Raw genomic sequence first — 26,407 nt, forward strand, 5'->3', positions numbered from 1 at the left:
TAAGGACATGCTCTCGAGGACATGTATCACTCGGGCGGGAGCAGCGCGAGGTCGAGGCCGCCGGGGTACCAGTAGCTGCCGTAGTCCATCACGCCGTAGGTGCTGACGCCGAACTTGACGTTGGAGCTCATGTGGTGGCCGCCGGTCGCGGTGTCGGCGAGCTCGAGGTGGGCCAGCGAGAAGCCGGCGCCGATGGGCTTGAAGCCGGTCACCATCGCCCCGTCGACCGTCACGTTCGCGCCGTCGGGGGCGATGATGTCGGCGAAGTTCTGGACCCAGAACTTGTTGGCGTAGACGATGTAGTTGTCGCGGTACTGCAGGATGGGGACCGCCTGGACCATCGCGGGGTCGCTGGTGCCGTAGCCGGCCTCCTGGCTGACCATGTACTGGACGACGAGGACGCGCTTGTCGGCGTCGACCTTGAAGCGGTTGACGGTGGTGGGGATCTCGATGAACTCGCCGGCCTTGGCGATGGTCTTGGCCGCGGCCTGGTCGGGCGTGTAGACGAGGTTGGTGTCGTCGTCGGCGGCGATGATGCGGACGAACATCGCCTTCTCGAGCGCGTTGTTGGGGGTCTGGACCGGCGGGCCGACGAAGTACTCGCCGGACAGGGTCTCGAGCGGGAACAGCGACTCCTCGAGGTGGTCGCAGGCGACCACGCCGATCGGGACCTGCGTGCACTCGTGGCCGCCGATCACCTGCACCGGCTTGTCGGCGCGCACGAACGAGCCGGTGAGGTCGCCGCCCGAGGCGCTGAAGACCGTCAGGACGTCGCCGGTGTTGAGCAGCGCCATGCCGCTGCCCTTGCTGTCGACGCCGCCGCCGGCCTGCGTGTTGGTGCCGCCCGGCGGGCCCTGCAGCTTGACGATCGTGTTGTCCTGGCTGGCGACCACCGAATAAAAGCCGGGCAGCAGGTAGTCGTCCCAGTACTGCCACGAGGCGACCAGGTAGTTGCCGGTCCAGGTGTTGACCGGCAAGAGCAGGGAGGCGTCGTTCGACTGGGCCGCGTTGAGCGGCATGAACTGGTAGACGGTGACGGGCTTGGTCGAGCGCAGGCGGTAGGCGCCCTTCTTGGCGTGCTTGGTCGGACCTGAGCCCTGGATCAGCTCGGGGACGAACGGCAAGGTGATGACCTTGACGTCCTCGGCGGGCACGGTGACCTGGGCGATGAGCTCGTCGCCGCGGGTGACCGTCACCATCGCGGTGGCGTCGGCGGCGTTCGAGACGGCGACCGCGAACGGGTTGTTGAGGTCGAAGATGTCGTACTGCTGGGTGACCGTCGGGTAGTACTCGCAGCCGATGTAGCTGAGGCTGCCGAGCTGGGCGCAATCGCCGACGCAGCCGCCCCACTGCGCGTCGCAGCCCAGGCCGAGCAGCGGGTCGCAGTAGCCGCCGTCCTCGTAGCCGGTGCCCTCGGCGTTGCACGTGAGGACGTTCTGGCCGTCGCACTGCTTGGTGCCCGGCACACAGTCGGCGCAGCCGATCCCGGGGGCGCAGGCGCCGGCGCACTCGGTCTCGTCGCTGAAGCCACCCATGCCGTCGCACACCTGCGCGACGTCGCCGTCGCACACGATCTCTCCCAGCGGACACGGCCCGGGCGGCGCGGTGGTCGGCTCGCTCGTGGTCGCGTCGCTCGTGGTGGTGGTCGCCGGGCCGGTGGTCGGCGTGTCGCCGGTGGTCTCGCTGGTCGAGACGTCCCCGGACGTGCTGCTCGTTTCGGGCGTGGTCACGCTGGTGGGCTGCGCGACAGTGGTCGCCTGACCGCTGCTGTCACCGCAGGCCGCGAGGGCGAGGGCGAGGGGCACACACGAGAGAGATCGGACCATGAGCGCATGGTATGGGGCCCGCCGGCCAGCCTCTGCGCGGCGAGCCGTGAGTTACGCGGTAGGGCCGAGGCGACATGTCCTTTGGGGAAGGTGCCTGATCGATGAAGCGAGGCCGCGGCGCGGGTTTGGCCGGCGAGCGAGATCGCGCAAGCGCGTTCACGGTGCTGGCGCACGCGCAGGCAGGGGCGTCTGCGCGTGGCGACGAGCGAGCGCCGGACCGGGCAGACGAGACACGCTGCTCGACTGGATGAGCGTCGCGCCGGCCGAGTAAAAAATCACTCGGCGGCGATTCGGCTGTCGTCGCGGTGGAGGCGGATCGTCTCGTCGGACAGCTCGCGGATCGCCGGGCTCTCGGCCAGGCCGCTCTCGAGCAGCTCGCTGAACTCGCCGTCGAGCAGGCGGCGGGCGGTGGCGTAGCGGGCGCGGTCGTCGTTGGAGCGGATCGCCCGGAAGCGGTCCTCGACGCGGCGGCGGGTCTGACGGGCGAAGGCGTCGGCGAGCTCGACCGCGGCTGTCCCTTCGGGCAGGCCGGTGCGCTGCAGGGCGGAGGCGCGGGTGACCGCGGCGGTGGCGGCGAACAGGTCGGCGCCGATGTCGACGCAGCGGAACAGCAGCGCCTGGCGCTTCTCGAGGCTCGCGCCCTTGCCGACCATGAGGTGGAAGATCGCCCGCGACAGGCGACGCGTGGTCCGATCGAGCCAGCGGACGTGCCGCGCGAGCGAGCCGAACTCGGCGTAGCGCGGCCAGCGGCCCCAGCCGAGCCAGCGCGTGGGGTACCAGACGGCGTAGAACGCCCCGACCCGCGGCAGCTTGGCCAGCTTCTTCTTCAGCGGCACCTTCGGGTCGACGAGGTCGCCGGCCACCGCGAGGTGACGGTCCAGCGCCTCGCGGGCGATGAAGAGGCGCAAGATCTCCGACGAGCCCTCGAAGATCAGGTTGATCCGGAAGTCGCGCAGCATGCGTTCGACCGGGATCGGCGGCTCGCCGCGGGCCTCGAGCGACTCGGCGGTCTCGTAGCCGCGGCCGCCGCGGATCTGCAGGGTGCGGTCGACGATCTTCCAGCCCTCCTCGCTGTTCCACATCTTGGCGACGGCCGCCTCGAGGCGGATGTCGCGGTCGCCGAGGTCGGCCATCGACGAGGCGAGGTCGGACAGCGCCTCCATGGCGAAGGTGGTCGCGGCGATGTCGGTGAGCAGCTGGGCGATCGCGTCGTGCTTGCCGATCGCCTGGCCCCACTGCACGCGGCGGTTGGCCCACTGGCGACAGATCTCGAGCGCGCGCTTGCTGGCGGCCGCGCACGAGGCGGGCAGGGTGAGGCGGCCGGTGTTGAGGGTGACGAGCGCGAGCTTGAGGCCGCGGCCCTCGGCCCACAGCAGGTTCTCCCTGGGCACGTGGACGCCGTTGAAGCGGATGACGCCGTTCTCGATGGCGCGCAGGCCCATGAAGCGGCAGCGGTGGACGACCTCGACGCCGGGCCAGTCGCGCTCGACGATGAAGGCGGAGATCTTGCCGGTGTCGGGGTGGCGGGCCATGACGACGTAGAGCTCGGCGATGGTGCCGTTGGTGCACCAGAGCTTCTCGCCGTTGAGGATGTAGTCGCCGTTCTCGGTGCGCTCGGCGGTGGTGGTGAGGTTGCCGGGGTCGGAGCCGACGTCGCGCTCGGTGAGGGCGAACGCGGACACGGCTCCGCGCGCGCAGCGGGGCAGGTACTTGGCCTTCTGGGCGTCGGTGCCGAACAGCTTGACCGGCTGCGGCACGCCGATCGATTGATGCGCGGACAGCAGGGCGACGAGGTTGCCGTCCTGGCTGGTGATGAGCTTGATGACCTCGCAGTACTCGCGCTGGGTGAAGCCGAGGCCGCCGTACTCGACGGGGATCTTCATGCCGAAGGCGCCCATGGCTGCGAGCTGTTCGATGATGGTCTTGGGGATCTGGCCGTCGCGATCGATGGCGTCGGAGTCGACCTCGTTGGCGAGGAAGCGCCGCATCCGCTCGTAGAAGGCCCGGAACGCCGGGCGCTCCGGCGGCGCGTCCGGGAAGGGATGCACGAGGTCGAGGCGGAAGTTGCCGAGGAACAGCTCCCGGAGGAAGGAGGGCGCGCTCCACTCGGTTTCGCGGGACTCCTCGGCGACCTGGCGCGCCTCCGCCTCGGTAAACGTCTTCGTGGAACGGGTCGTCATGCGCCGAGTCTGATCGCACTTGCGCAGGCCTGCCCCGAGCGCTCCGGGCGCCCTCCGCTCGACGCGGCAGGAGCGATGTACACGGCTGCGCCTTTTGCGCGGGACGGCGCGGCGGGCCCCGCGGCACAAACCTGTGCTCCCGCTCGCTCGCGGCGTTCTGCAACAGCTCGCTCGCGGCGTTTCACCACGTATGTTCCGAGGGACATGTTCGATGGGACATGGATGGCCAGTGATTCCGCGATGTTCGGGCTGGCCCGCGGGGTGATAGAAGGAGCGGCCATGCGTAACTTGATGGCTTCATGCTTGATCTTGCTCGCCGCCTGCCCGGGCGACGAGGCGACGACTGTCTCTTCGGCCAGCTCGACTGCCGAGCCGATGAACACGAGTGAGCCGACCACCGGCACGAGCACGGGGGCGACGCCGACCTCGAGCACGACGGGCAGCGGCGACGCGCCGACGACGACCACGGGGGAACCGACGAGCACGACCGGCGAGGAAGGGGTGGCGGGCCTCGAGCTGATGCAGCGCCTGGCGGGGCTGTGGAGCGGGCAGGCCTCGATGACGCCGCTCGGGACGTTCCCGCTGATGAACATGGACGTGCGCGCGGCGTCCGGCCAGGTGCTGTTCAGCCGGGTGGACCTCGACGCGAACAACAGCCTGCGGTTCGCGTTCGAGGTCGAGGACCACGGCTCGGGGCCGGTGCTGGTGTACCGCAACGGCGGCTACTTCCTCGGCCTGCTCCGCGACTCGCGGGCGGTGCTGACGGAGCACACCGACTCGAGCTGGCGGTTCTGCTCGGTGACGAAGGGTTGCGACTACATCGACGCCACCTTCTCGTTCGACGGCGACGACCACGTGATCCTCGACGTCAAGGTGAAGGGCGTGCAGCACGTGTACTGGGACGCGTTCCGCGAGGAGACGCGCGCGCTGCCGGAGCCGTTCCCCGCCGACACGACGCCGCTCGCCCCCGACGCGCCGTTCCCGGCGATGCCGAGCCTGAAGATCGACGTCGGCTGGGCCGCGCCGCTGGAGGAAGAAGGCGGGGTGTGGGCGATCCTGACGACCGAGCCGTGCGACCTGCAGTTCACCTGCAAGCACAGCCGCTCGCTGCTGGGCCCGGCCGCGGCGGGGTCGACCTCGGCGTCGCTGCTGATCGACCAGATCCACCCGGGGGACTACAAGCTGACGGTGGTGCTCGACCGCAACGGCAACATGGCCGAGACTCTGTTCCCCGACGCGGGCGACGGGGTGTCGGTGCCGAACCAGGCGGTGAACGTGGCGCCCAGCGGCGAGACGAGCGTGAAGGCGACGATCCTCGTCGACCTGTGAGGATCCACGAGAGACATGTCCTTCGGGACATGTCTCTTGGGGCCCGCTAGAGGTTCCCGCCGTGGAGGCGGCCGAAGGCGCGGGCGAGCATCAGCGACATGGCGACGAAGCCGGCCGCGGTCGCCGTGAAGTGCGACCAGCGGCGGAGGTCGAGGTCGCCGACGCGCAGGAGCAGCAGGTAGGCGACGAGCAGGTTGAAGAGGCCCCAGGCGACGTTGACGGTCGCGGACGACAGGCCCTCGCCGGGAGGGTCGGCGAACGGGCTCTGGAACGGGGCCCCCGACACGCCCTGGACGAAGTGCGGGACGAAGTTGGCGAGGAACGCCCCGCCGAAGAAGTACGCGACGTAGTGGTACCAGCGCATGTCTGCCTCCGCGGTGAGGATAGGTCCGCCGGCCGCGCCGCCGCCAGCGGGCACCCGGGCGCGAGGATGAGTATGTGTCTACAAGGACAGGTCCTTCCGGACATGTGACGCGATGCGGGAGACCGCGGGCGAGGAGGCGTGGCCTCGCCGGGCGGGCGAGCACAGGCGGTCCCCGGTGGGGTCGGGGTCGTCGACGTGGGTGGCCGGTCGAGCGCGGGCCGATGAAGTGTGATGAAGCGGACCGGGTGGGGCGGTCGCAGGTGCGAGTCCGCGGGCAGGCCCGCGAGAGACGAGGTGCTATGCTGGCGCGCGTGCTGACCGAGGTCCAGCGGCTCGCCGCGTTGCTCGAAGAGGTGCTGCAGGCGCTGGCCGAGGTGCCGCTGGCGGAGCTGGTGGCAGGGCGCGCGTTGCCGGAGCCGAGCGCGGGGCTGGTCGAACACCTGCGGGCGCACCGCGCGACGCTGGCGCCGTGGCTGCGCACGCCGGCTTGCGCCGAGGCGCTGTGCGTGCGCCTGGCCCGGTGGTTGTGGAGCCGCAACCAGTACGTGCGCCTCGACCGCGCGGCGTTGACGGCGGCCTGCGCCCGGGCGGCCGGAGAGCTGGCGGCAGGGCTCGCGGGCGATGCTGGCGCGAAGGACATGTCCGAACGGCTAGTACGTACGGGACAGGAGCTGCAGGCCCGGGTGGCGGCGCTGGTCCGCGCCGGCGGCGGCAAGACCGACGTGGTCTGCAGCGAGTACGCGGTGACCCTGCAGCGCGACGCGCTCGGCCTGGGCGACGCGCCGCTGACCCCGCCGGTGCTCGACGTCGGCTGCGGGCGCTCGGCCGGGTTCGTGCGCGCGCTGCGGGCCGAGGGCGTGGCAGCCACCGGGCTCGACCGCGAGGCGCCCGACGACGTGGCCCTGGTCGGCGACTGGCTGACCTTCCCCTTCGGACAGGATCGCTGGGGCACGATCGTCTCGCACCAGGCGTTCTCGCTCCACTTCGTCCATCAACACCTGGCCCAGGGCCCGGAGGCCTACGCGTATGCGCGGGTGTACATGGCGATGCTGCGCTCGCTGAAGCCGGGCGGGCGCCTGATCTACGTGCCGGGCCTGCCGTTCGTCGAGGCGATGCTGCCGGGCAACACCTATCGCTGCACGCGAGTGCCGCTGCCGGAGGCGATGCTGACCGAGGCGGTGCATGCGCTCGAGCGCACGGCCGGGTTCGAGCTGGCGTACGCGGCCCACGTCGAGCGGCTGGCCTGAGGTTCGTGGTAACCTGCGGCGGTGGGGATCCGCGAGGAGCGTCGCCGCTTGCCGATCGTGGCGTTGGCCCCGCCGACGCGCTCGCGCAAGGCGCTGCCGATCGCGGCCGGACAGGCCCCGGTGCCGCGGCTCGTGGTGTGGGAGTTCACCAGCGCGTGCGACCAACACTGCGCCCACTGCGGGCCGCGCTCGGGCAAGCGGCGGCCCGACGAGCTGACCACCGAGGAGGCGCTGCGCCTGGTCGACGAGCTGGCCGCGGCCGGCGTCGGTGAAGTGACGCTGATCGGCGGCGAGGCGTACCTGCGACCGGACGTGCTCCGGATCGTGCGAGCGATCCGTGAGCGCGGGATGAGCTGCACGATGACCACCGGCGGCTACAGCCTGACCCGCGAGATCGCCGAGGCGCTGGTCGAGGCCGGCGTGCAGAGCGTGTCGGTGTCGATCGACGGGCTCGCCGCGTGCCACGACGCGCTGCGCGGCCGGCCCGAGAGCTTCGCGCGGGCGTTCGCGGCGCTCCGCCACCTGAAGGCGGCGGGCTCGCAGATCTCGGCGAACACGCAGCTCAACGCGAAGACGATGCCGGACCTCGAGGGGCTGCTCGAGCTGCTGGCGGCGGAGGGGATCCACAGCTGGCAGGTGCAGGTGACGATGGCCCACGGGGCGGCCGCGGACCACCCGGAGATCTTGCTGCAGCCGTACCAGATGATCCCGGCTTACGAGGTGGTCGAGCGGCTGCTGGTCCGCTGCGAGGCGCTGGGGATCCGCCTCTACCCGGGCAACAGCCTCGGCTACTTCGGGCCGCTCGAGCACCGCCTGCGCCGCAACTCGACCCAGCGCGGGCACTACTTCGGCTGCCAGGCGGGGATCTCCGGCGCGGCGGTGTCGAGCCACGGCGAGGTCAAGAGCTGCCCGAGCCTCGGCGAGGAGGGCGTGGGCGGCTCGTGGCGCGAGCACGGGTTCGCGGCGCTGTGGGAGCGCGCGCCGGAGATCGTGTACATGCGCCAGCGGACCCGCGCGGAGCTGTGGGGCCTGTGCGCGAGCTGTTATTACGCGTCGGTGTGCATGGGCGGCTGCACGTCGATGAGCGAGCCGCTGCTCGGCCGCCCCGGCAACAACCCGATGTGCCACCACCGCGCGCTCGAGCTCGACCGCCAGGGGCTGCGCGAACGCATCGAGCCGGTCCGCGCGGCGCCAGGCCAGCCGTTCGACCACGGGCTGTTCCGGCTGATCCGCGAGCACAAGGACCCCGAGCTGCGCGCGCTCCACGGGCCGATCCACGTCGACGAGCCGCGGCGCTCGCGTGTGGACGAGCCGCAGGGGCCCGGGTCGCCGCTCGAGTGATTGCTGGTTTTTCGGGCATGTCTTGAGCCCCGCTCGCGTTCGTCGGCCTCGCCAGCTTCTCCGGCGTCGCCATCGCCCGCCGCGTCCATCGCCGGCCGCTGCGGCGCTATCAGGCCCGGCCCTCGCTGGCGGGGTTGCAGATCCAGTTTTGATGGGAACTCGAGGACATGTTCAAAGGGACATGTCCTCGAGAGCCGATTTAAATAAGGTCGTCGTTCTGGGCCGGCGGGGCGCCGTAGGGCAGCGGGAAGGTGTCCCAGGTGTCACCGGTGCTCGAGTCGGTGTCCGTGCCGGTGCTCGTGGTGGTGGTGCCCTCGGTGTCGAGGGTGGTGGTGCCCTCGGTGTCGAGGGTGGTGGTGCTCTCGCTGGTCGTGGTGTCGAGGGTGGTGGTGCCCTCGGTGTCGCCCGTGGTGGTGCCCTCGGTGTCGCCCGTGGTGGTCTCCGGGCCGTCGGTGGCGGTGTCGCTCGCGGTCGGGTTGCCGGTGCTGGTCGAGGTCGACGTGCCCGTCGCGGTGGCGGTCGGATCGGCGGTGTCGCTGATGCTGCCGGTGCCGCTGGTGGTGATCGGCTCCTGGGTGGTCTGCGTCGTCGACTGCGAGGTGCCGGTGTCGCTGCCGTCGCTGTCGCTGGCGGTGGCGAGGGTCTCCTCGACGGGCCGCTCGGAGCAGGCAGTGAGGCCGATGCCGAGCATCGCGCCGAGCACCAGCGCGGGGATCATCGGCGCCGAACGCAGCGGCGCGGCGCAGAAGCAGCAGGTGGCGACGTCGCCCAGGATGTGACGGGAACACGCGGGACAGAGCTGCACGCGGCCAGCATAGGCGAGTTCATGGCCGACGAGTAGCCCCACGCGCGATCGACGACGTCGAGCGACGGCTGGCCGCGGTCGTGACGCGCGGATCGACCCGACGAGACGCGCGGTGCCACTGCGAAGCCAGCTACGGCGTGAGCAGCGAGTTCGCTGCGGACCACAGCGCGGAGTCCGCGGGCGATGGCTCGGGCTCCGTGACGTCGAGCGACGCACGCCGCAGCACGCCGCGCTGCAGCTGTTCGACCAGCGCGTCCTCGTCGAAAGAGGCCGCCCGGCTGAGCACGCTCAAGGAGTCGGCGCCCGGAGCAAACCGAGCACGCGGCGATCGAGCTGGCCGCGCGTGACCGGGGCGAGCGGAACACACGCCCGATCGAGCGAGCGCGCACCGGGCGAACTGCAGCGCACCCTGCTGATGCGCCTGGCCAACCTGTACGATCAGCGCCTCGGCAACGCGCCCAGGGTGATCGAGGGCTTCAAGCGCGCGCTCGGGCGTGGCCGTGGCGAGCGGGAGAGCGACGCAGCTCCGTCGCCTCCAAGGAGTCGCCGGCGCGGGCCGAGCAGATGTTGGCGATCGGCCGCGCCTCGACGAGGATGTCGGCGGGGACCTGCATGGCGCCTCGAGGCCGAAGACGCGCTCGAGCGCGGGCACCGGGCCGCTGCCGCGTGCCGACGGCCCGCAGGCCAGGCGCGTCGTTCAGGCGAGCGAGCTGCCTTCCGAGCGTGAGCCGCTTCGGGCCGGGTGGCCGATGTGTCCTCGAGGACATGTCGATCCAGCACATAAGATGTCTCCGAGGACATGTTTGATCGAGCCGCATCGTCCGCTCGGGCTACAGAGCGGGAGAGGCGAGAGCTGCGCAGCCTCGACGAGGTTGGATGGGTTTATCGGAGGTCGGCGCGCGCGAGTTCGCGGCGCGGTCACGGGCACTCGGGGGCGGGGCCGTCCATGCAGGTCTCGAAGCCCGGGGGCACGCAGCCCGAGGCGACGTCGAAGGCGAGGTCCGGCTGGCCGATCGGACAGACGGTGACGACGGTCGGCGGACAGGGGTCGTGCTGCTTGTCGCAGGTGAGGAACTGCGGGTCGCCGAAGTCGGCGCAGACCATCTGGTCCTGCTCGACGTGCGGGGCGCCGAAGTGCGGGCTGCAGTTGGGGTCGGTGACACACGTGGCCTCGTCGAAGCCGAGGCAGGCCTCGCCGCACAGGGTGAGCATGGTGGTGAAAGGCTCGAGGTCGGGCGGGATGCAAGTGTCCGCGAGGAGGTAGACCTCGAGGCTGTCGGGGCGACAGGCGGTGGTGGGCATCGCGCCGCAGTCGGTCTGGACGATGCACCCGAGGTACGCGGGCAAGGGAGTGCAGCCGGGGAACTCGAACGGGGTGCCGAGGATGGCGCGACAGCCGGAGGTGGAGCCGCAGGTGAGCTCGTCGAGGCCCTCGCAGTCGAGGCCGCTGGTGGCGTCGCCGGTGGTCGGGAGCGCCTCCGTGGTGCTGCCCTCGCTCGTGGTGTCCGTGGCCGCGGTGGTGGTGGTGGTGTCGTCGGGTGTCGCGGTCGAGGCGTCGCTGTCGCTGTCGTCGCCGGGGTCCTTGGGGTCGCCGATGATCTGGCACGCCGCCGCACCGAGGAGGAGCGAAAGGTAGAGGATGCGCATGGGTCCATCGTAAGAGATCGGCCGGCGAACGCGGCTCGCCGCGGCTGTCCTTTGGGAAAGGTCGAGCTCGCTGCAGGCCGCGGGCGAGCGACCGCAGGCGCGCGCTGCGAGGCGGGGAGGTCCGCGCTCGCGGGAGGGGCGCGTCGGCGCGCGCGCGGCCGGACGAGGAGATGGGCGGAGCGAGGCGGCGAACGGTGCATAATGCGGAGGCCATGCCGACGTCCGAGTCCGCCCCGAGCGATGCCCAGGTCCACGCCGCGGAGGCGGCCCTCGCCGACGCCGAGCGACGGCTGGCGGAGCTGAACGCCGAGCTGTTCGCGACCCGCGAGTCGCTCGAGCGCGAACGCTCGCAGCGCGAGGCGTGGGACCACGAGCGCGGCGGTCTGCGCGGCGATCTGGCCGAGGCGCGGCGACGGCTCGACGCGGAGGCGCAGGCGCACGCGCAGACCCGCGGGTCGCACGACATGATCGAGAGCCGGGCGGCGACGCTGCAGACGGAGCTGGCCGACGCGCGCCGCGAGACGGGGCGCCAGCGCGAGCGCGCCGACAAGGCGACGCGCGAGCTGGAGGACACCCGCCGCGAGCTGGAGGCCGAGCGCACGAATCACCGGGCGACGCGCGAGCGGACCGAGATGCTCGAGAGCGGGCGCGCGAAGGCGGGGCAAGAGCTGGCGAACCTGCAGGCCCAGGCCGAGCGCGCGGTGGCCGAGGCGAGCGAGCTGCGTCTGAAGCTGACGGCCGACCAGACCGTGCTGCTCGAGGCGCAGCAACGCTGCGAGGCGCAGGCGAAGGAGCTGGCGCTGCTCGGCGAGCGCGCGGCGGCGGCGAAGCGGGCCCTGGCCGAAGAGACAGCCGCGCACGCGGACACGCGCCGCCAGCTGGAAGAGGCCCGCGAGTCGTTCCGCAGCGACGAGCGCCGGCGACAGCGGCGGACGATCGCCGGGGTCGTCGGCGGCGCTGCGCTCGGCGCGGCGCTGTTCCTGCGGCGGCGGCTCGGCGGTTGAGGCGGCGGGCCGAGACGCGTCCTCACAGGCGGGCCGCGGACGAGGCGGTGGCGAGCGGCGACGATCTCGAGGTCTGGGCGGCGGCTCCGCGGCGAGCGAGGATCATCGTCGGAACCGTAAGGCGTTGCCCTCGCGCTGCTGACGCAAGCGAAGATGGCGCGGTCAATACATATATGTCCGATGGAACATGTCTTCGATGACACTGTGATTTGAACATGTTCAGACGAACATGTCGCATCGGCCAGTAATGATCACCGGTTGAAGAAGACCGGCAGCTCGACGACGGGGACGAAGCCGAGGCGGGCGAGGATCGGGGCGGAGGTGGTGGTGCGGGCGTGGGTGGTGACGAGCTTCAGGCCGCGGGCGGCGGCGTGACGGGCCCGGGCGGCCAGGAGCGAGCGGTAGACGCCGTGCGAGCGGTGCTCGGGGAGGACGACGGCGCCGATGAGGAAGGCCGAGCGCGGCAGGGCGGTGTAGTTGCCGATGCCGATCGGCTCGCCGTGGCGGCGGGCGAGGAAGAAGTGGTTGCGGTCGTCGGTCGGGTCGGCGAGGACGGAGTGCTGATAGGCGAGGAGCGGGGCGGGGTCGACGTTCCAGCCGCGACCGGTGACCTCGGCGTGGACTTCGACGTTGTGCGGGCCGACGGGCTCGACGACGACGCCCTCGACCTCGGGGACCTGCAAGGCGTCGATCGCGGCGGCCATGACGACGACGCGCTCGCTGCGGAGGCCGCGACGCGCGAGCCGCTCGGCGAGGTCGAGCGGGCGACAGTCGGGGGTGACGGTCCAGCGGAAGCGGAGGCCCTGCGCGGCGTACTGGGCGAAGGTGGCGTCGATGACCGACTCGACCTCGTGGTCGCCGAGGCGGGCGAACGAGACTTCGTTGAAGCCGCCCTCGCGGAACGAGGGGGTGAGAATTTGATACCAGTCGGGGCGCGCGTAGACCTGGGTGTCGGCGCAGCCGACCCGGGCCTGGCGGAGCGAGACGAGCGCCTCGTGCAGGACTTCGTCGCGGGTGAAGCCGGCGAGCATGCGCGCAGGGTAATCGATGCGGACCGCGGTTGGCGACGCGCTGCGGGCGGGCGGCCCCAGGCCGGGGATGACGGCGTTCGCGGGTGGGGGCGTGCGGGACGGCCGGTGGTCGGGGATAAGATGGCGGAATGAAGTCGTGGCGGACGAGGCGACGGTGGGCGGGGGCGCTGGTGGTGATGCTGAGCGCGTGCGGGCCGGAGAAGAACGATAGCACCGAGAGCTCGACGGGCTCGACGGCGGGCACGTCGTCGACGACGGTCGCCGAGCCGACCGGTACGGTGCCGACCGGCGGCACGGGGACTGGCGGCGAGAGCGAGAGCTCCGGCGGTACGACCGGCGCGGGCGGGGTCTGCGGCGACGGGCCGCCGGCGGACGCGGAGCAGCAGTGCGCGAGCCAGGCCGACCGCGCGAGCTGCAACGGGCTGCAGCTCGACGGCGGCAGCTGCGTGTGGGTCGCGTGGTTCCCGACGCGCCTGGTCGATGGGACATGTGAGTTCGGCGACCCACGGGGCCAGTGCGCGTTCGTCCCCTGCCAGGAGGAGGGCTGCGCGGAGCTGTCGCCGTGCGGGCCGGAGGGCTTCGGCGGCGGGTTCATCGTCGGCGAGAACGAGGTCGTCAGCGTCGGCTTCGCCCGGTGGTGCCTGGGGCCGCCGGACCCGGGCCAGGCGTGCGTATTCGACTTCGAACAGCAGCTGCTGGAGGGGCCGCCGGAGTGCGCGTGCCTGTGCGATCCGGGCTTCCCGGGCGCGTGAAGGTGCGTCTCACGAAGTGTCCATGGGGACATGTCGTAAAGAGCATGTTGTAAGCAGTGGCTTGGTCAGCCGCGCCAGGGCGACAGGCGGGGCCACCAGGCGGGGACGTTGCGGCGGTAGGTCGCGTAGGACTCGCCGAACCTGCGCGCGAGGACAGGTTCCTCGTAGAGGCGGACGAAGGTCGAGAACGCCAGCCAGACGGCGAGGGCCCACAGCAGCAGCACGGGCTGGGCGAGCAGCAGCGCCTGGCCGAGGATCGCGGTGAGCAGGGCGACGTACATCGGGTTGCGGACGTGGCGGTAGATGCCGCCGACGACCAGGCGATCGGGGGCGGCGACGGGAACCGGGGTGCCGAAGCCCTCGACGACGAAGCGCACGAACGCCTGGAGGATGACGACCAGGGCGGCCGCGATCATGGCGGCGCCGAGCAAGCGCATGGGCGCCCACAGCGGCAGCTCGCGCATGTGCCAGCGGGTGAGCAGCCAGGGCACGAGGCCGGCGACCGTGCCGGGGCCGACGAAGAAGAACACGGTGCTGCCGACTGCGGCGACGGATCTACGCATGATCATGCCTCACTCTCGGGGTTGGGGACGGCGACCGCGCGGAGGAAGGTGTCGGTGAAGAGCTCGCAGGCGGTGTCCACGTCGGGGAGCTGGTCGCCGAGGGCCCGACCCCACGCGGGACGGACGAGCATGTGGACGGCGAGCGGGCCGAAGAGCTGTTGCAGGAGCAGCGGCAGCGGTAGCGGGCGGAGCCTGCCTGCTTGGACATGTTTTAAAAGCCAGGCTCCGAGGCTGGCCAGCAGGCGCGGGAAGAAGCGCTGGAAGATCTGGCTGGCGGGGCCGTCGGGGCGGCTGAAGAGGTCGGCCAGCAGCGCGGGGGTCACTCGCGGCTCGCGCTCGAGGTTGGCGACCAGGGCGCGGTAGATCGCGCGCACCGTGGCCCGCAGGTCGCCGGGGGCGTCGGCGGTGAGATCCTCGAGGTCGAGGAGCGGGCTGTAGCGCTCGAAGATGGCGGCGAGCAGGCCGTCGCGGCCGCCGAAGGTGACGTAGAGACTGTGCACCGAGCAGCCGGCGGCGTCGGCGACGGACTCGAGGGTGAGCGCGGCGATGCCGGCCTCGCTGATCTTCTGCGCGCCGGCGACGACCGCTCGCGCGCGCACGGGCTGGCGACCACCGAGGTCGATGCCCGCGGCCTGCACTGCCTCGTCGAGCAAGCGCCGGGAGCCGCCGATCCGCCGCAACAAGGTGCTGCGCGAGATGCCGGCGGCGGCGGCGATCGCCGTCAGCGGGACGTCGGCGATCGCTTCGCCGCGTTGCTCGGCGGCCTCGATGGTGGCCCGCACGAGCGAGGGCGAAATCGCGGGCTCTTTGGCATCTGACATCTTGCATAATGATGCATGATTTCGAGTTCCATGCACGCGGGTTCAAGCGAATTTTAAGGGGGGGTCTCCAGGGATGAGCGAAAAAGCGCAGAGGTCGATGGTGGGCGATTTCGCGCTGCTGGGACGGCTGTTGCGGGATCTGCGAGACTGCGAGGGATGGTCGGTCGCGCTGTCGGATTGCTGTTCGTCGCCGTCGTGGGCTGCGGGCGAGTCGAGGAGGTGGCGGTCGAAGAGGCGGGGGTCGTGGCTCGCGAGGCGCCAGCGAAGTTGATCCTGCGGGGCGGGTCGATGGACGGAGACGAGGGCTGTCCGGAAGAGCTCGGGGTTGGGCCGCGAGCTCCCGTCGACGCTGACGGCGACGGGATCGCCGACGGCGACGACCGCTGCCCCACGCAGGCCGAGAATCGCAACGGCTTCCAGGATCGCGACGGCTGCGAGGACGTCATGCCCATGGAGTTGGTCCATGTCGGCGAGATGCAGGCCGAGCCGAGCTTCGCAGGCAACACCGCGAGGCTGAGTCGCAAGGCGCTGCGCTGGCTCGAGGGCTACGCGGAGATCCTCGGGAAGTATCCGGACGTCGAGATCGAGGTCTCGGCGCACAGCAGGACGATGCGCAGCCGGGAGGTCGAGCTGGAGCTGACGCAGCGGCGGGCCGAGGCGGTGGTGGACGAGCTGGTGCGCCTGGGGGTGGCCCGCGAGCGGTTGACGGCGCGCGGAGCGGGCACGACCGAGTCGTACTGCTGCCGGGGGCCGTGCGACGGGCCGCAGCGGTTCGAGATGCGGGTGGTGGTGGAGTGAGTTGAGCATGTGCTGAAGGATGGCTGGCGCGCTCGACGAGAGCGACGACGTGGACGACCAGGCGGCCGGCATCGCGGCAAAGAGGGCGCGGTTGCGACGCGGATGGTGGAGTGAGGCGTGCCCTTCTGGGCGTGCCCGTTGAGCATGCGCTGAAGGATGGCTGGCGCGCTCGACGACGCGGCCGATCAGCGGCCGGCATCGAGGCAAAGAGGGAGCGGTCGCGATGCGGATGGTGAAGTGGGTCGTGTCCTTCAGGGCATGTCTCTTTGGACATGTCTTGAAGCGGCACGGGCGCGTTCGGCAGGGCGACGGCGATGTATACGCGCAGAGCCGTCAGCACCGAGACGAGGGACGGGGCGCCCGGGAAGTGGGTGGTGTTTTCGACATGGCCTTCAGGAAATGTCCGTTCGGACATGTCCTGAAGTTCCTGCGCGCTCGAGCAGGGCGACGGCGACGTAGACGACCAGGGCCGCCAGCATCGAGGCGAGGAACGGGGCGGGGGTGAGGCCCAGGTAGCGGCCGAGCAGCCACAGGACGAGGCCGACGAAGATGGCGGCGAGGGCGCTGTTCGGGCCGCCGAAGCGGCTCCACAGGGCGAAGGTGAAGACGACGACGAGGCCGCCGCCGGTGAAGCCGGAGGCGTCCTCGACGAGGTCGTGCACGCCGTCGGCGGCGCGGCCGACGAGGTAGGCGAGGACGCCGAACACGAGGGTGCACAGGCGCGAGACCTGCAGGCGCTGGCGGTCGGTCATGCCGGGGCGCATCGGCTCGACCAGGTTGCGCGCGACCACCGAGGAGACCGCCAGGAGGGCGCCGTCGACGGTGGAGAGGATCGCGGAGATCAGGGCGCCGATGAACAGGACGTAGGCGGCGGGGCCGAGCAGCTGCGCGGCGACGGCGGGGAGGATCTGCTCGGAATGCTCGAGCGGGCCGACGAAGCCGACGCCGACGAGGCCGACGAGCACGGGGATCAGGCCGACGAGCAGGTAGAGGCTGCCGCCGAGCAAGGTGCTGCGCCGGGCGATCGCCGGCGTGCGACAGGCGAGCACGCGGACGATCAGCTCCTGCGCTGCGAGCGAGCCGAAGATCGGGATCGCCCAGGCGTCGAGGGTCTCGATCAGCGAGGTGGAAGATGACCCGAAGGACAGGCGCGACGGATCGACGCTCGCGAGCGCGGGGCCGAGGCCGCCGGCGGCGTCGACGACGGCCCAGCCGAGCAGGCCGAGGCCGATGACGAGGGCGATGCCCTGGACGAGGTCGGTGACGACGCCGGCCATGAGGCCGCCGGCCGAGGCGTAGGCGACGACGGTGCCGGCGGCCAGGGCGATGGCGACCTCGATGTTCATGCCCGTGCTGGCTGAAAGGACCTGTCCGAAAGCGCGGATCTGGGCCCCGGCCCACAGGAACGAGGTGGGCGCGACGAGCAGCGCGGTGACCCGCTCGACCGCGGGCGAGTAGCGCTGGCGCATGAGGTCGGCGATCGTGGCGATCCCGCGGCGCCACAGGGCGGCCGCGAACAGGGTGCCCATGAGCAGCAGGCACAGGGCGTAGCCGAACGGGTCGGCCGAGCCGCCGCCGAGGCCGTGCTCGGCGATCTGGCCGGCGGCGCCGATGCAGGTCTCGGCGCCGAACCAGGTGGCGAAGATCGTGAAGGTGGCGAGGACGTAGCCGACGTCGCGCCCGGCCAGCAGAAAGTCGTCCTGGCTGCGCACGCGCCGGGCCATCCACAGGCCGAGCGCGAGCTGGGCGAGGACGTAGGCGATGACGCCGGCGATCAGCAACGCGTGGCGGGGCTCAGTCGACGAAGAAGTCGGGGGCCAGCTCGGCGCCGGGGGTCACGGAGTAGTGCTCGAGGTCGGTGACGCCGGCGCTGCGCAGAAGATCCTCGTCGATGAAGAAGTTGCCGGTGCAGGCGCGGCTCGGCCGGGTCAAGATGTGATAGGCGGCGTCGGACATGATGTCGGGCTTGCGGCTGACCGACATCATCATCTCGCCGCCGAGCATGTTGACGGCGGCGGTGGCGATGGTGGTGCGCGGCCACAGGGCGTTGACGGCGATGCCGTCCTCGGCGAACTCGGCGGCCATGCCGAGGACGCACATGCTCATGCCGTACTTGGCCATGGTGTAGGCGACGTGCGGCTTGAACCACTGCGCCTTCATCGACAGCGGCGGGGCGAGGTTGAGGATGTGCGGGTTCGAGGCCTGCTTGAGGTGCGGGATGCAGGCCTGCGAGCACAGGAAGGTGCCGCGCGTGTTGATCTGGTGCATCAGGTCGTAGCGCTTCATCGGCGTGTCGAGGGTGCCGGTGAGGCTGATCGCGCTGGCGTTGTTGATGAGGATGTCGACGCCGCCGAACTGCTTGACCGCGCGCTCGACGGCCCCGTACACCTGCTCGTCGCTGCGGATGTCGCACACGAGCGGCAAGGCCTTGCCGCCGGCGGCCTCGACGGCGGCGGCGGCGGTGTAGATCGTGCCTTCCAGCTTGGGGTGCGGGTCGGCCGTCTTGGCGGCGATGACGACGTTGGCGCCGTCACGGGCGGCGCGGACGCCGATGGCGAGGCCGATGCCGCGGCTGGCACCGGTGATGAAGAGGGTCTTGCCTTGCAGGGTGCTCATGATTTCTCGCGGGAAGAGTCAGGTGCGGGGCGGCTGGTAAGAGATGGCGGTGATCGTGAAAGTGAGGCTGCCGCGCGGGCGCTCGACGGTGGCCTCGTCGTCGACCTCCTTGCCCAGGAGGGCCCGCGCGACCGGGGAGGCGACGCTGATCTTGCCGGCCTCGACGTCGAACTCGTCGGGGCCCACCAGCTGGTAGTGGACGACGTTGCCGTCCTCGTCCTCGAGCGTGACCCACACGCCGAAGGTGACCTTCTCGGGGGCGCGCGCCGGCACATGAAACACGGTCAGCGACTCGATCCGCTTGGCCAGGAACTCGAGGCGGCGATCGATCTCCCGCAGGCGGCGCTTGCCGTAGATGTACTCGGCGTTCTCCGACCTGTCCCCAAGAGCAGCCGCGGCCGAGACCTCGCTGGTGACCCGCGGCCGCTCGACCTTCCACAGGTGGTCGAGCTCGTCGCGCAGCTTCTTCATTCCGTCAGCGGTGATGTAATGCGGCGCTTTGGGGCGCTCGCCCTCGGGCGCGTCATTCGCCATGGGCCTGACGATGGCCGCGCGAGCGGCCCGAGGTCAACCCCGATTCCTCAACCCGGGCGGAGGGCCCGCGGCGGGCCCGAAAGCGCGGGCGCCTCCTCGGCCTCGACGAGGGCCTGGGCGACGATCAGCTCGGCCCGCTTGCGGCCCTGGCCGAGGCGGGCGGCGGCGAGGAAGAGGGCGGCGGCGCCGACCACCCCGAGAGTGATGCCGGCCCACATGATGAGCGGGGCGAGCAGCGCGCCGAAGGCCGTGATGCCGAGCGAGAAGCCGCCGAGGATGAAGCCGCCGAGGGCGAGGTTGCTGCGGCCGGCGCCGGCGTCGACGTCGACCTTGACGAGGGCGCCGCCCTGGCCGTCGTTCTCGGCGTGGATCTTGTAGACCACGCCCGCGCCTTCATCGACGATGTCGGCGCGGCTCGGGCCCTGGCGGTGGCCGGTGTGACCGACCTGCTTGGCGAAGGCGCGCCGCACGACGTCGAGCGCCTGTTCGGGCGGCACCTCGAGCCGCGTCTCCGCGCTGTACTGGGCCGCCTCGGCGCCCTCGCTGCGCCGCACCAGGGCCTTGCCGGTGGGCTGTGGGCCGTTGCGCTCGACCAGCGCCCGGCGGAGCTCCTCCGGCGAGATCCCCGCCTCCGCTGCCGCCTCGCGCAGCTCCTGTTCCGAAAGGCCAGGTCCCGCGTTCATCGCCCTCGAAGCGTACCCGATCTCTGCGCTCGCGGCGCGTGGTAGAAGGCGCGGCCATGACGGACGTCGCAGCGATCGAGGCGCGGCTTTCAGCGCTCGCAGGGCGTGGGGTCCAGATCATCGACCCGCGCCAGACCTACGTGGCGCCCGAAGTGCGCGTCGAGCGGATCCACGCAGGGGTCGTGCTCCACCCGGGGACGCGGCTGCAGGGCGCGCGCACTTTTCTCGGCCCCGGCGCCGAGCTCGGGCGTGAGGGGCCGGTGGTCGCGGTCGACTGCGTGCTCGGCGAACGCGCGCGCATCGACGGCGGCTACGCGGCCGGCGCGGTGCTGCTGCGCGGGGCCTCGGCCGGGTCGGCGGCGCACCTGCGCGAGGGGACGCTGCTCGAGGAGGAGGCCAGCACTGCCCACGCGGTCGGGCTCAAGCACACGATCGTGCTGAGCTTCGGGACTCTGGGATCGCTGATCAACTTCTGCGACGCGCTGCTCGCCGGCGGGACCTCGCGCGAGGATCACTCCGAGGTCGGCAGCGGGTTCATTCACTTCAACTTCACGCCGTGGGGCGTGCGCGGCGACAAGGCGACCGCGTCGCTGGTCGGCGACGTGCCCCGCGGGGTGCTCCTGCGCGAGCGGCGGATCTTCCTCGGCGGCGCGGGCGGGATGGTCGGGCCGCGCGAGGTCGGCTTCGGCGCGATCGTCGGCGCGGGCCAGGTGCTGCGCAAAGATGTCCCCGAGGACAGGTTGGTGGTGCAGCCGCCGCGCGCGGTCGACCAGGCGTTCGCGCCCGACTTCCTCGACGCCGCCGAGCCGCGGGCGCGCCGGCAGGTCCGCTACATCGGCCAGCTGCGCGCGCTGCTGGCCTGGTACCGCCAGGTGCGGCTGGCGCGGGTGCCGGGCTCGCGCGCCGATGTCCGCGAGGTGCTGTCGGCGGCGAGCGAGACGCTCACGCTGTGCATCGCCGAGCGTGAGAAGCGGCTGGCGGCATTTTTGAAGGAGCGCGGGAGGGGGGCGCCGACGCTCACTGCGCCGGAGCTGGCGTGCCCGCTGGCGATCGCGGCGGACGAGCCGTACGTCGATCACGTGGAGTGGGTCCGCGGGTTGGCGGAGAAGGACGTGTCGCGCTGCGTGGACTGGTTGCGCGCGGTCGAGGCGGGCGTGATCGCCGGGGCGGACGCGTAGCTCGCGGCTGGACCGAGCGTCGGCGCTGCGCGGGCCGCAGCGCGTCCGTGGGCTGGGGGAGGCCTTGTCGCGCTGCGTGGAGGGTCGCCGGCAGCTCGAAGCAGGCGTGAGCGCCCGCGCTGCGAGGGCCGCAGCACGTCCGTGGGCTGGCGGAGGACGTGTCGCGCCGCGTGGCGGAGTGGTCGCGCGGGGTCGAGGCCGTGATGTTCGCCGGGGCGGGGCTCATCGCCGACGACAGGGCCACGCGTCAGTGCTGCGAGGAGGACGTCGCGCAGGGTCGAGCCGCGAGGTTAACTTTGGGACATGTCCGAAGGCGCCGAGGCCGTGTCGGCCGTATGCTCGGGTATGCACGAGCGACCGAGTCGTGGGCTGCGGGTCCTGGTGGGGTTCGGGCTGTTCGGGGCGGCGTGGTGGTTCTTCGGCAACCTCTACGAGGAGGTCGTGATGATGCCGAACTTCCTCGTCGAGGCGCCGGTCAAGCGCGGGCACTGGCTCGGGTTCTTCACGGAGATGACGCCGGTGCAGTACTACTTGCCGCTGGGGCCGCTGGCGACGCTGGCGCTGGTGTTCGCGTGGCGGCGGGCGCGGGCGGAGGCGCCGGAGGTCGCGGGGGACCTGCGGGCCGCGGTGCTGGGGCTCGCGGGCGGCTGGGCGGTCTCGGCGGCCATCGTGCCGGGGATCAACCTGCGGCTGTTCGACCCGGCGCCGCTGGCGGACGAGCTCGTGCGAGCCCTGGCGATCCAGTGGCTGGCGCTCAACGCGGTGCGGCTGGGCTGCGTGGGCTTCGCCGGCGTGAAGGCGCTGGCGGCCTGGACGCGGCTGGCGGGCGACGCTCGGCGGTGACGAGCAGTCGGCGGGCCTGGATGCGGCTGGTGGCTCACGACCATCGGGAGCGCGCCTCGGCGGGCGACGCTCGGCGGTGAAAGAGGGCAGGTCCTTCGGAGCATGTCCGGAGGACCATGCCCGTTCGCTCATGTCCCTGCGGGCAGGCTCGGGGCCAGCAGCGACAGCGCGCGGGCGGGGCCGATGGCGGTGATCAGCGTGGTGAGCTTGGGGCCCTTGTCGCGGCCGATGAGGAGGTCGTAGACGACCGGGAGGAAGGTCTTGTTGTCGAGGCTGGTGCCCTCGCACAGCGACTTCATGGTCGGGACGAGGTCGTCCTCGCGGACCTCCTCGCGGCCGCGGAGGGGCGCGACGAGGCGGGCGAGGCAGGTGGCCTCGTCGGCGGTCAGCTCGCGGTGCTTGGGCTCGCGGCGGAGCTTGTAGCGGAACTCGTCGGGGCCCCACTCGGAGATCCAGTTCCACACGCAGCGGGCGCGCTGGCGGGTCAGGCGGCGCGACTCGTCGCCGACGACCTGGCCCGCCTCCTCGTAGTAGGCGACCGTCTTGTCGAGGTCGCCCTCGAAGATCTGCAGCGTCATGCTGAGGTGGCGGAAGCCGGGCACGAACGGCATGACGTCGCCCTCGGCGATCCGCCGGTGGTCGACGCTGGCCAGCTGCATGGTGCGCTGGGCGACCAGGCGCGCCTGGGCGTCCTTGGCCGGCTCGACGCCGTAGGCGATCCGCCGCGTGCGGTCGAAGTTCTCGTAGAGGGTGATGACGTCGAGGTCGAAGCTGATCTGGAACTCGGTGTTGGGGCGGAACGAGACGAACAGCCAGCGCAGCACCTCGGGCTCGTAGATCTCGAGGCAGTCGGAGACCGTGACGACGTCGCCCTTGGAGCTCGAGATCTTGCCGGCGCGGCCCTTGATCCGCACGAAGTCGTAGCCGACGTACTCGGGGGCCTGCCAGCCGTAGACGACGCGGACGATGTCCTTGGCGGTGTCGAAGCTGCCGCCGGCGGTGCTGTGGTCCTTGCCGCCGGGCTCGAAGCAGACGCGCTCGTGGGCCCAGCGCATCGGCCAGTCGATGCGCCACGGGAGCTTGAGGTTGCCGCCCTTGCGCAGGTCGACGTCGGCGGCGTGCTTGCACGCGCTGCAGTCGTAGTGGACCGTCCACTCGTCGACGACGGCGAAGGCGAGGGTGTCGCGGCCGCAGTTGTCGCAGAAGCCCGACAGCGGCAGCCAGCCGTCCTCGAGGCGGGTGTTGGCGGTGGTCTTGTCGCGGACGTCGTTGAGGACGGCGCGGATGTCGGCGGCGTGCTTGAGGGCGAGGCGGATGCCGTCGGCGTAGGCGCCGGCGCGGTAGCGCTGCGACTGGCGGATGAACTCGGGGCGGATGCCCAGCGGCGCGAGGCTCTTCTCGAAGGCGGCGATGTTGTGGCCGGCGTAGCTGTCGTGCTCGCCGTACGGGTCGGGCACGGCGCTGATGCTGCGGCGCAGGTTCTCGGTCAGCATGTCGCGCTTCGGCATGTCGGCCGGGACCTTGCGCAGGACGTCGAAGTCGTCCCACGAGTAGATGAAGCGGACGTTCGCGCCGCGGTCGCGCAGGGCGCGGGCGACGAGGTCGACGGTGATGACCTCGCGGAAGTTGCCGACGTGCACGACGCCCGACGGAGTGATGCCGGCGGCGACGGTGACGACGGCGACGTCCGGGTGCGCGGCGAGGGTCTTGGCGGCGGCCGCGTCGGCCCAGTGGTTGAGGTACGAATCGTGACCCGCTGCGGGATCCATGGCGGGAAAGGTTGTCGCAGAAGCGCGGCGCGGCGAGAAGCCCCGCGGTCACGACCGCTGGTGACTTTGCGGCGGCGCGGCGCGAGGACGCTGGTGCGGAGCGCGGCGGCCGGCGCCTGTCGTGCTGCGTGCTCGCGGCGCGGCGGCCGGAGGCTCTGGTTCAGCGCGAGGCGCTCGCGCTGCACCAGAGCCTTCGAGAACTCAGTTCGCGGCGGCCGGCGCGGGGCCGCAGCTGGCCTCGTCCTGGAGCGCGTTGGCCGCGTCGATCAAGGGCTGGCCGGCGCCCTTGCTGGTGTAGATCTTGGCGGCCTCGCCGATCAGGCGGCACGCCTCGGGCGTGTTCTTCTTGTCCTTGTAGCGGACCACGGCGGCCTGGCCCTCGAGCGCGCGGGCGCCGATGAGCTCGTTGCCGGGCTGCTTCTCGACCAGGCGCTGGGCCTTGACGAAGGTCGAGGCGGCGGAGTCGAGCTCGCCGGGGTTGACGATCACGTTGTCCTCGCCGCCGAAGGCGAGGTTGATCTTGGTGTTGCCGTACATGACGAGGGCGAGGCCGGCGTTGGGGCCGTCCTTCTGGAGGTTGTAGGCCTCCTCGAAGTCGGCGGCCGCGCCCGCGAAGTCCTCGGTCTTGAGCTTGAAGGTGCCCTGGGCCAGCTTGGCGGCGATCTTCACCTCGGGGTCGCCGGTCTGCTCGGCCATCGCCTGGGCGTGGTCGGCCGGCTCCTTGGCGTTCTCGACGACGTCTTCGGCGAGCGCGAGCGACAGCCACGCGGCGCCGAGGCCCGAGGCGCGGGCCTTCTGCTTGGACTTGAGGTCGTCGACCAGCGGCTTCAAGCTCTCGATGACCTGGCTGTACTGGCCGGCGATGTACTTCTGCCGGGCCTCGGCGATGGCCGGCGGGTCGGGCTCGGCGGCGACGGGCGTCGGCTTGTCGCCGGCGTCGGTGGTGGTCGTGCCGTCGGACGGCGGCGGGGTGGTGTCCGCGGACTTCTTGCAGGCGGCGGTCAGGCTGAACGCGGCGAGGCAGACGAGGATGCGCTTCATTCGGTGGTCTCCTGCGGGGCCTGTGCGGGGGAGGGTGGGGAGGATACCGCCTCGGCGGCGGCGCGGACGGCAGTTTCTGACGCGGCGGGCGAATTCGGCCGGCTGTGGACGCGCACGTAGAGATTGCCGTCGCCGCCCATCGAGCCGTAGACGAGGCGGGTGGGATCGGGGTCGCTGCCGAAGCGCTCGGGTTTGAACCGACCGATGACCTCGACTTCGTCGCCGAGGTAGAGCCCCGTGCTGGCGACGCGCGGGCCGACCTTCTCCTCGGGGGCGATGACTTCGGCGTGGTCGAGGTTCTCGAGGGTGACGCGGCCGGTGCTGTCGGCGACGACGACGAGCTCGGCGGCGACGGCGGCGTCACGCGGGGCGCCGCTGCGGTTGCGCCACACGCACTCGCGCCCCGGGGCGCCGCCGAGGTTGCCGTCCGAGGAAGTGATGACGCCGCGGATCATGATCGGCTGGGCGTCGGCGTCGGCGATCGGCGTGACGAGGCCGCGCTCGAGGGCGCGGCCGACGAAGCCGGAGAACTGCGGGTCGGTCTTGAGCGCGCCCTTGGGCATGCGGCGACCCTGCGGCTCGAGGTTGCGGGCGCTGCCGAGGCGCTTCGTCCGGAAGTTGCCGAGCATGTACACGAGGATTGCCACCGGGATCAGGACGGCGAGGACGACGTAGGACCACTCGAAGGTCGGGGCTGCTTCGACCGGCATGGCGATCACCAGTAAGCCTCGGCGAGCGCGAGGGTGAAGCCGAGCTTCTCGTGGTCCTCGGCGATCGTCTTGCCCTCGACCAGCGAGCGACCGGAGCCGCCGGGCTCGATGCGGGCGATCGGCGCGCCGGCCATGCGCTGGCCGTCGGAGAAGTGCACCTCGGGGACCACGTTCTCGATCGCCACGGTGCTGCGGTTCTTCACCAGCAAGACCCAGCGGATCCGTCCGAGCCAGATCTCCGGCGAGCCCTCGACCTCGATCTGCACCGCCGGGTAGATGTCGTAGGCGCGGTTGGGCTGGCCCTCGTGCGGGCGCGGCAGCAGCTTCATGCGCTCGGCCTGGTAGTCCATCTCGACCAGGAACTCGCGCATGACGTTGAGCCCCAGCAGGCCCTGCGAGCGGTCGTTGGCGCAGCCGTCACACACCGAGACGAGCAGGCCCTTGAGCTCGATGCCGCCGAGGCGCAGCTTCGGCAAGTAGACCATCCGGCTCTCGCGCGGGCCGCTGGCGGTGTTGAACTGCAGCGTGGGCGCGTCGGGCGGGACGGTGAGGCCGAGCTTCGCGGCGGTCTCGGTGTGCACCGTGGTGAACGACGCGCCGGTGTCGAACAGGTACGGCAGGCTGAGTCGACCCGCGGGGCCCTCGAGCTCGACGCTCATGAGGATCGCGTTGCCGGCGGCCGAAAAAGGCACGGCGATCGCGGAGTTGGGCGCCGCGCCCGCGATGGCGGTGACGGGCGTGGGCGCGGACTCGCGCGCGCCGGCGCGGGGTGCGGCGGGGACGGGCGGGGCGAGGCGATCTGCGAGGCCGTTGCCCACCGCACTGAGGATCCGCGCGACCTTGTGAGAGTCGCCGAAGCGCTTGCCGGCGAGGTCGCCCTGCGCTCGCAGCGACTGGACGAGGAGGCCCGGGATCACCTGAGTGCAGAGGAGGATCGCGCCCAAATTCCACAGCAGCGGCAGCCACATCATCGCCGCGGACAGGCGGCGGCCGTCGGTGCCGTACTTCCACACGGCGAGGGCGACGGGCAGGCCCAGAGTGACGACGAACGCGAGGAGCCACAGCCACGGGGCGCCGACGCGGGCGTCGAGCTGAGCGGTGCGCGCGAGCGAAAAGTTGCACCACAGCGCGAACGGCACCACGAACATCGACGCGAGCACGAGCGCAAAGGCGCCGAGCGAGCTCAGCGCCGCGGACGCGCTCATGGCCGGCCTGGCGTGCCTCGGTGCGCTGCGCGAAATGTTCACTTGCAGATACTATCTCGAGTCAGAGCCGTGGGGGCCAGTGAAGACTGTCGTTGGATCCTCGCGGGGAAAACCCGTAGG

General features: G+C 71.5%; 25 protein-coding genes. 8 read left to right on the forward strand and 17 right to left on the reverse strand.

The window, feature by feature from the left end; genetic code table 11:
• Positions 1 to 26: 26 nt before the first annotated feature.
• Both O0S08_RS48695 and O0S08_RS48700 read right to left on the reverse strand, forming a co-directional pair.
• Complete coding sequence (locus O0S08_RS48695) at positions 27 to 1,826, reverse strand: IgGFc-binding protein (RefSeq protein WP_269036402.1); 1,800 nt, start codon at positions 1,824 to 1,826, stop codon at positions 27 to 29.
• A 275-nt stretch (positions 1,827 to 2,101) separates the two neighbouring features.
• The gene (locus O0S08_RS48700; protein ID WP_269036403.1) at positions 2,102 to 4,006 is read right to left on the reverse strand and encodes an acyl-CoA dehydrogenase family protein; all 1,905 of its coding nucleotides are present in this window, start codon (positions 4,004 to 4,006) and stop codon (positions 2,102 to 2,104) included.
• Positions 4,007 to 4,285: 279 nt separating this feature from the next.
• Between O0S08_RS48700 and O0S08_RS48705 the strand changes: the two genes are divergently transcribed.
• Positions 4,286 to 5,335, forward strand: coding sequence for a hypothetical protein (locus O0S08_RS48705; protein WP_269036404.1), 1,050 nt, complete (start codon positions 4,286 to 4,288; stop codon positions 5,333 to 5,335).
• 46 nt (positions 5,336 to 5,381) lie between these two features.
• Here O0S08_RS48705 and O0S08_RS48710 read toward each other — a convergent pair whose 3' ends face one another.
• On the reverse strand, positions 5,382 to 5,699 hold the full coding sequence (locus tag O0S08_RS48710) for a hypothetical protein (protein WP_371879587.1): 318 nt from the start codon (positions 5,697 to 5,699) through the stop codon (positions 5,382 to 5,384).
• Positions 5,700 to 6,010: 311 nt separating this feature from the next.
• On the opposite strand from O0S08_RS48710, the gene O0S08_RS48715 reads away from it, so the two are divergent.
• Both O0S08_RS48715 and O0S08_RS48720 read left to right on the forward strand, forming a co-directional pair.
• Positions 6,011 to 6,946, forward strand: a complete 936-nt coding sequence (locus O0S08_RS48715; protein ID WP_269036406.1) for a class I SAM-dependent methyltransferase — start codon at positions 6,011 to 6,013, stop codon at positions 6,944 to 6,946.
• A 21-nt stretch (positions 6,947 to 6,967) separates the two neighbouring features.
• Positions 6,968 to 8,287, forward strand: a complete 1,320-nt coding sequence (locus O0S08_RS48720; RefSeq protein ID WP_269036407.1) for a radical SAM/SPASM domain-containing protein — start codon at positions 6,968 to 6,970, stop codon at positions 8,285 to 8,287.
• Between the two features lie 199 nt (positions 8,288 to 8,486).
• On the opposite strand, the gene O0S08_RS48725 is transcribed toward O0S08_RS48720, so the two are convergent.
• The 3 genes from O0S08_RS48725 to O0S08_RS48735 form a co-directional block, all read right to left on the reverse strand.
• A complete protein-coding gene (locus O0S08_RS48725) occupies positions 8,487 to 9,092 on the reverse strand; it encodes a hypothetical protein (RefSeq protein WP_269036408.1) in 606 nt (201 codons plus the stop codon).
• 130 nt (positions 9,093 to 9,222) lie between these two features.
• Positions 9,223 to 9,378, reverse strand: coding sequence for an NAD(P)-dependent oxidoreductase (locus O0S08_RS48730; protein WP_269041922.1), 156 nt, complete (start codon positions 9,376 to 9,378; stop codon positions 9,223 to 9,225).
• Between the two features lie 632 nt (positions 9,379 to 10,010).
• On the reverse strand, positions 10,011 to 10,739 hold the full coding sequence (locus O0S08_RS48735; RefSeq protein ID WP_269036409.1) for a hypothetical protein: 729 nt from the start codon (positions 10,737 to 10,739) through the stop codon (positions 10,011 to 10,013).
• Positions 10,740 to 10,951: 212 nt separating this feature from the next.
• On the opposite strand from O0S08_RS48735, the gene O0S08_RS48740 reads away from it, so the two are divergent.
• Positions 10,952 to 11,743, forward strand: a complete 792-nt coding sequence (locus tag O0S08_RS48740; RefSeq protein WP_269036410.1) for a coiled-coil domain-containing protein — start codon at positions 10,952 to 10,954, stop codon at positions 11,741 to 11,743.
• 251 nt (positions 11,744 to 11,994) lie between these two features.
• Here O0S08_RS48740 and O0S08_RS48745 read toward each other — a convergent pair whose 3' ends face one another.
• Complete coding sequence (locus O0S08_RS48745) at positions 11,995 to 12,774, reverse strand: GNAT family N-acetyltransferase (protein WP_269036411.1); 780 nt, start codon at positions 12,772 to 12,774, stop codon at positions 11,995 to 11,997.
• 128 nt (positions 12,775 to 12,902) lie between these two features.
• On the opposite strand from O0S08_RS48745, the gene O0S08_RS48750 reads away from it, so the two are divergent.
• Positions 12,903 to 13,526, forward strand: coding sequence for a hypothetical protein (locus O0S08_RS48750; RefSeq protein ID WP_269036412.1), 624 nt, complete (start codon positions 12,903 to 12,905; stop codon positions 13,524 to 13,526).
• A 65-nt stretch (positions 13,527 to 13,591) separates the two neighbouring features.
• Here the strand turns inward: O0S08_RS48750 and O0S08_RS48755 are convergent, their stop codons facing one another.
• Positions 13,592 to 14,089: a methyltransferase family protein gene (locus tag O0S08_RS48755; RefSeq protein WP_269036413.1), complete on the reverse strand. Its 498-nt coding sequence runs from the start codon at positions 14,087 to 14,089 to the stop codon at positions 13,592 to 13,594.
• A 2-nt stretch (positions 14,090 to 14,091) separates the two neighbouring features.
• Positions 14,092 to 14,910 (reverse strand): TetR/AcrR family transcriptional regulator, encoded by an 819-nt coding sequence (locus tag O0S08_RS48760; RefSeq protein ID WP_269036414.1) that lies wholly within the window; start codon positions 14,908 to 14,910, stop codon positions 14,092 to 14,094.
• A 156-nt stretch (positions 14,911 to 15,066) separates the two neighbouring features.
• On the opposite strand from O0S08_RS48760, the gene O0S08_RS48765 reads away from it, so the two are divergent.
• Positions 15,067 to 15,708 carry an OmpA family protein gene (locus tag O0S08_RS48765; RefSeq protein ID WP_269036415.1) on the forward strand — a complete coding sequence of 214 codons (642 nt, stop codon included), beginning with the start codon at positions 15,067 to 15,069 and terminating at the stop codon, positions 15,706 to 15,708.
• Positions 15,709 to 16,100: 392 nt separating this feature from the next.
• On the opposite strand, the gene O0S08_RS48770 is transcribed toward O0S08_RS48765, so the two are convergent.
• Genes O0S08_RS48770 through O0S08_RS48785 form a run of 4 tightly spaced genes read right to left on the reverse strand, consistent with a single transcriptional unit; the run spans position 16,101 to position 19,541 of the window.
• On the reverse strand, positions 16,101 to 17,489 hold the full coding sequence (locus O0S08_RS48770; protein ID WP_269036416.1) for a high affinity choline transporter 1: 1,389 nt from the start codon (positions 17,487 to 17,489) through the stop codon (positions 16,101 to 16,103).
• 13 nt (positions 17,490 to 17,502) lie between these two features.
• Positions 17,503 to 18,324, reverse strand: coding sequence for an SDR family oxidoreductase (locus O0S08_RS48775; protein WP_269036417.1), 822 nt, complete (start codon positions 18,322 to 18,324; stop codon positions 17,503 to 17,505).
• Between the two features lie 18 nt (positions 18,325 to 18,342).
• On the reverse strand, positions 18,343 to 18,858 hold the full coding sequence (greB, locus tag O0S08_RS48780; protein WP_269036418.1) for a transcription elongation factor GreB: 516 nt from the start codon (positions 18,856 to 18,858) through the stop codon (positions 18,343 to 18,345).
• Positions 18,859 to 18,905: 47 nt separating this feature from the next.
• A complete protein-coding gene (locus O0S08_RS48785; protein ID WP_269036419.1) occupies positions 18,906 to 19,541 on the reverse strand; it encodes a hypothetical protein in 636 nt (211 codons plus the stop codon).
• Positions 19,542 to 19,597: 56 nt separating this feature from the next.
• Between O0S08_RS48785 and O0S08_RS48790 the strand changes: the two genes are divergently transcribed.
• Both O0S08_RS48790 and O0S08_RS48795 read left to right on the forward strand, forming a co-directional pair.
• Complete coding sequence (locus O0S08_RS48790; RefSeq protein WP_269036420.1) at positions 19,598 to 20,719, forward strand: LbetaH domain-containing protein; 1,122 nt, start codon at positions 19,598 to 19,600, stop codon at positions 20,717 to 20,719.
• A gap of 345 nt (positions 20,720 to 21,064) precedes the next feature.
• Complete coding sequence (locus O0S08_RS48795) at positions 21,065 to 21,562, forward strand: hypothetical protein (protein ID WP_269036421.1); 498 nt, start codon at positions 21,065 to 21,067, stop codon at positions 21,560 to 21,562.
• A 128-nt stretch (positions 21,563 to 21,690) separates the two neighbouring features.
• Here O0S08_RS48795 and lysS read toward each other — a convergent pair whose 3' ends face one another.
• From lysS to O0S08_RS48815, 4 genes are all read right to left on the reverse strand, one after another.
• Positions 21,691 to 23,331, reverse strand: coding sequence for a lysine--tRNA ligase (gene lysS / locus O0S08_RS48800; protein WP_269036422.1), 1,641 nt, complete (start codon positions 23,329 to 23,331; stop codon positions 21,691 to 21,693).
• A gap of 201 nt (positions 23,332 to 23,532) precedes the next feature.
• A complete protein-coding gene (locus tag O0S08_RS48805; protein WP_269036423.1) occupies positions 23,533 to 24,372 on the reverse strand; it encodes a hypothetical protein in 840 nt (279 codons plus the stop codon).
• Positions 24,369 to 25,082, reverse strand: coding sequence for a hypothetical protein (locus O0S08_RS48810; RefSeq protein ID WP_269036424.1), 714 nt, complete (start codon positions 25,080 to 25,082; stop codon positions 24,369 to 24,371). The genes O0S08_RS48805 and O0S08_RS48810 overlap by 4 nt, the downstream gene beginning before the upstream one ends.
• 5 nt (positions 25,083 to 25,087) lie before the next feature.
• Positions 25,088 to 26,287: a retropepsin-like aspartic protease family protein gene (locus O0S08_RS48815; RefSeq protein WP_269036425.1), complete on the reverse strand. Its 1,200-nt coding sequence runs from the start codon at positions 26,285 to 26,287 to the stop codon at positions 25,088 to 25,090.
• Positions 26,288 to 26,407 lie beyond the last annotated feature (120 nt).

The organism is Nannocystis punicea (assembly GCF_026965555.1).
Classification (GTDB): domain Bacteria; phylum Myxococcota_A; class Polyangia; order Nannocystales; family Nannocystaceae; genus Nannocystis; species Nannocystis punicea.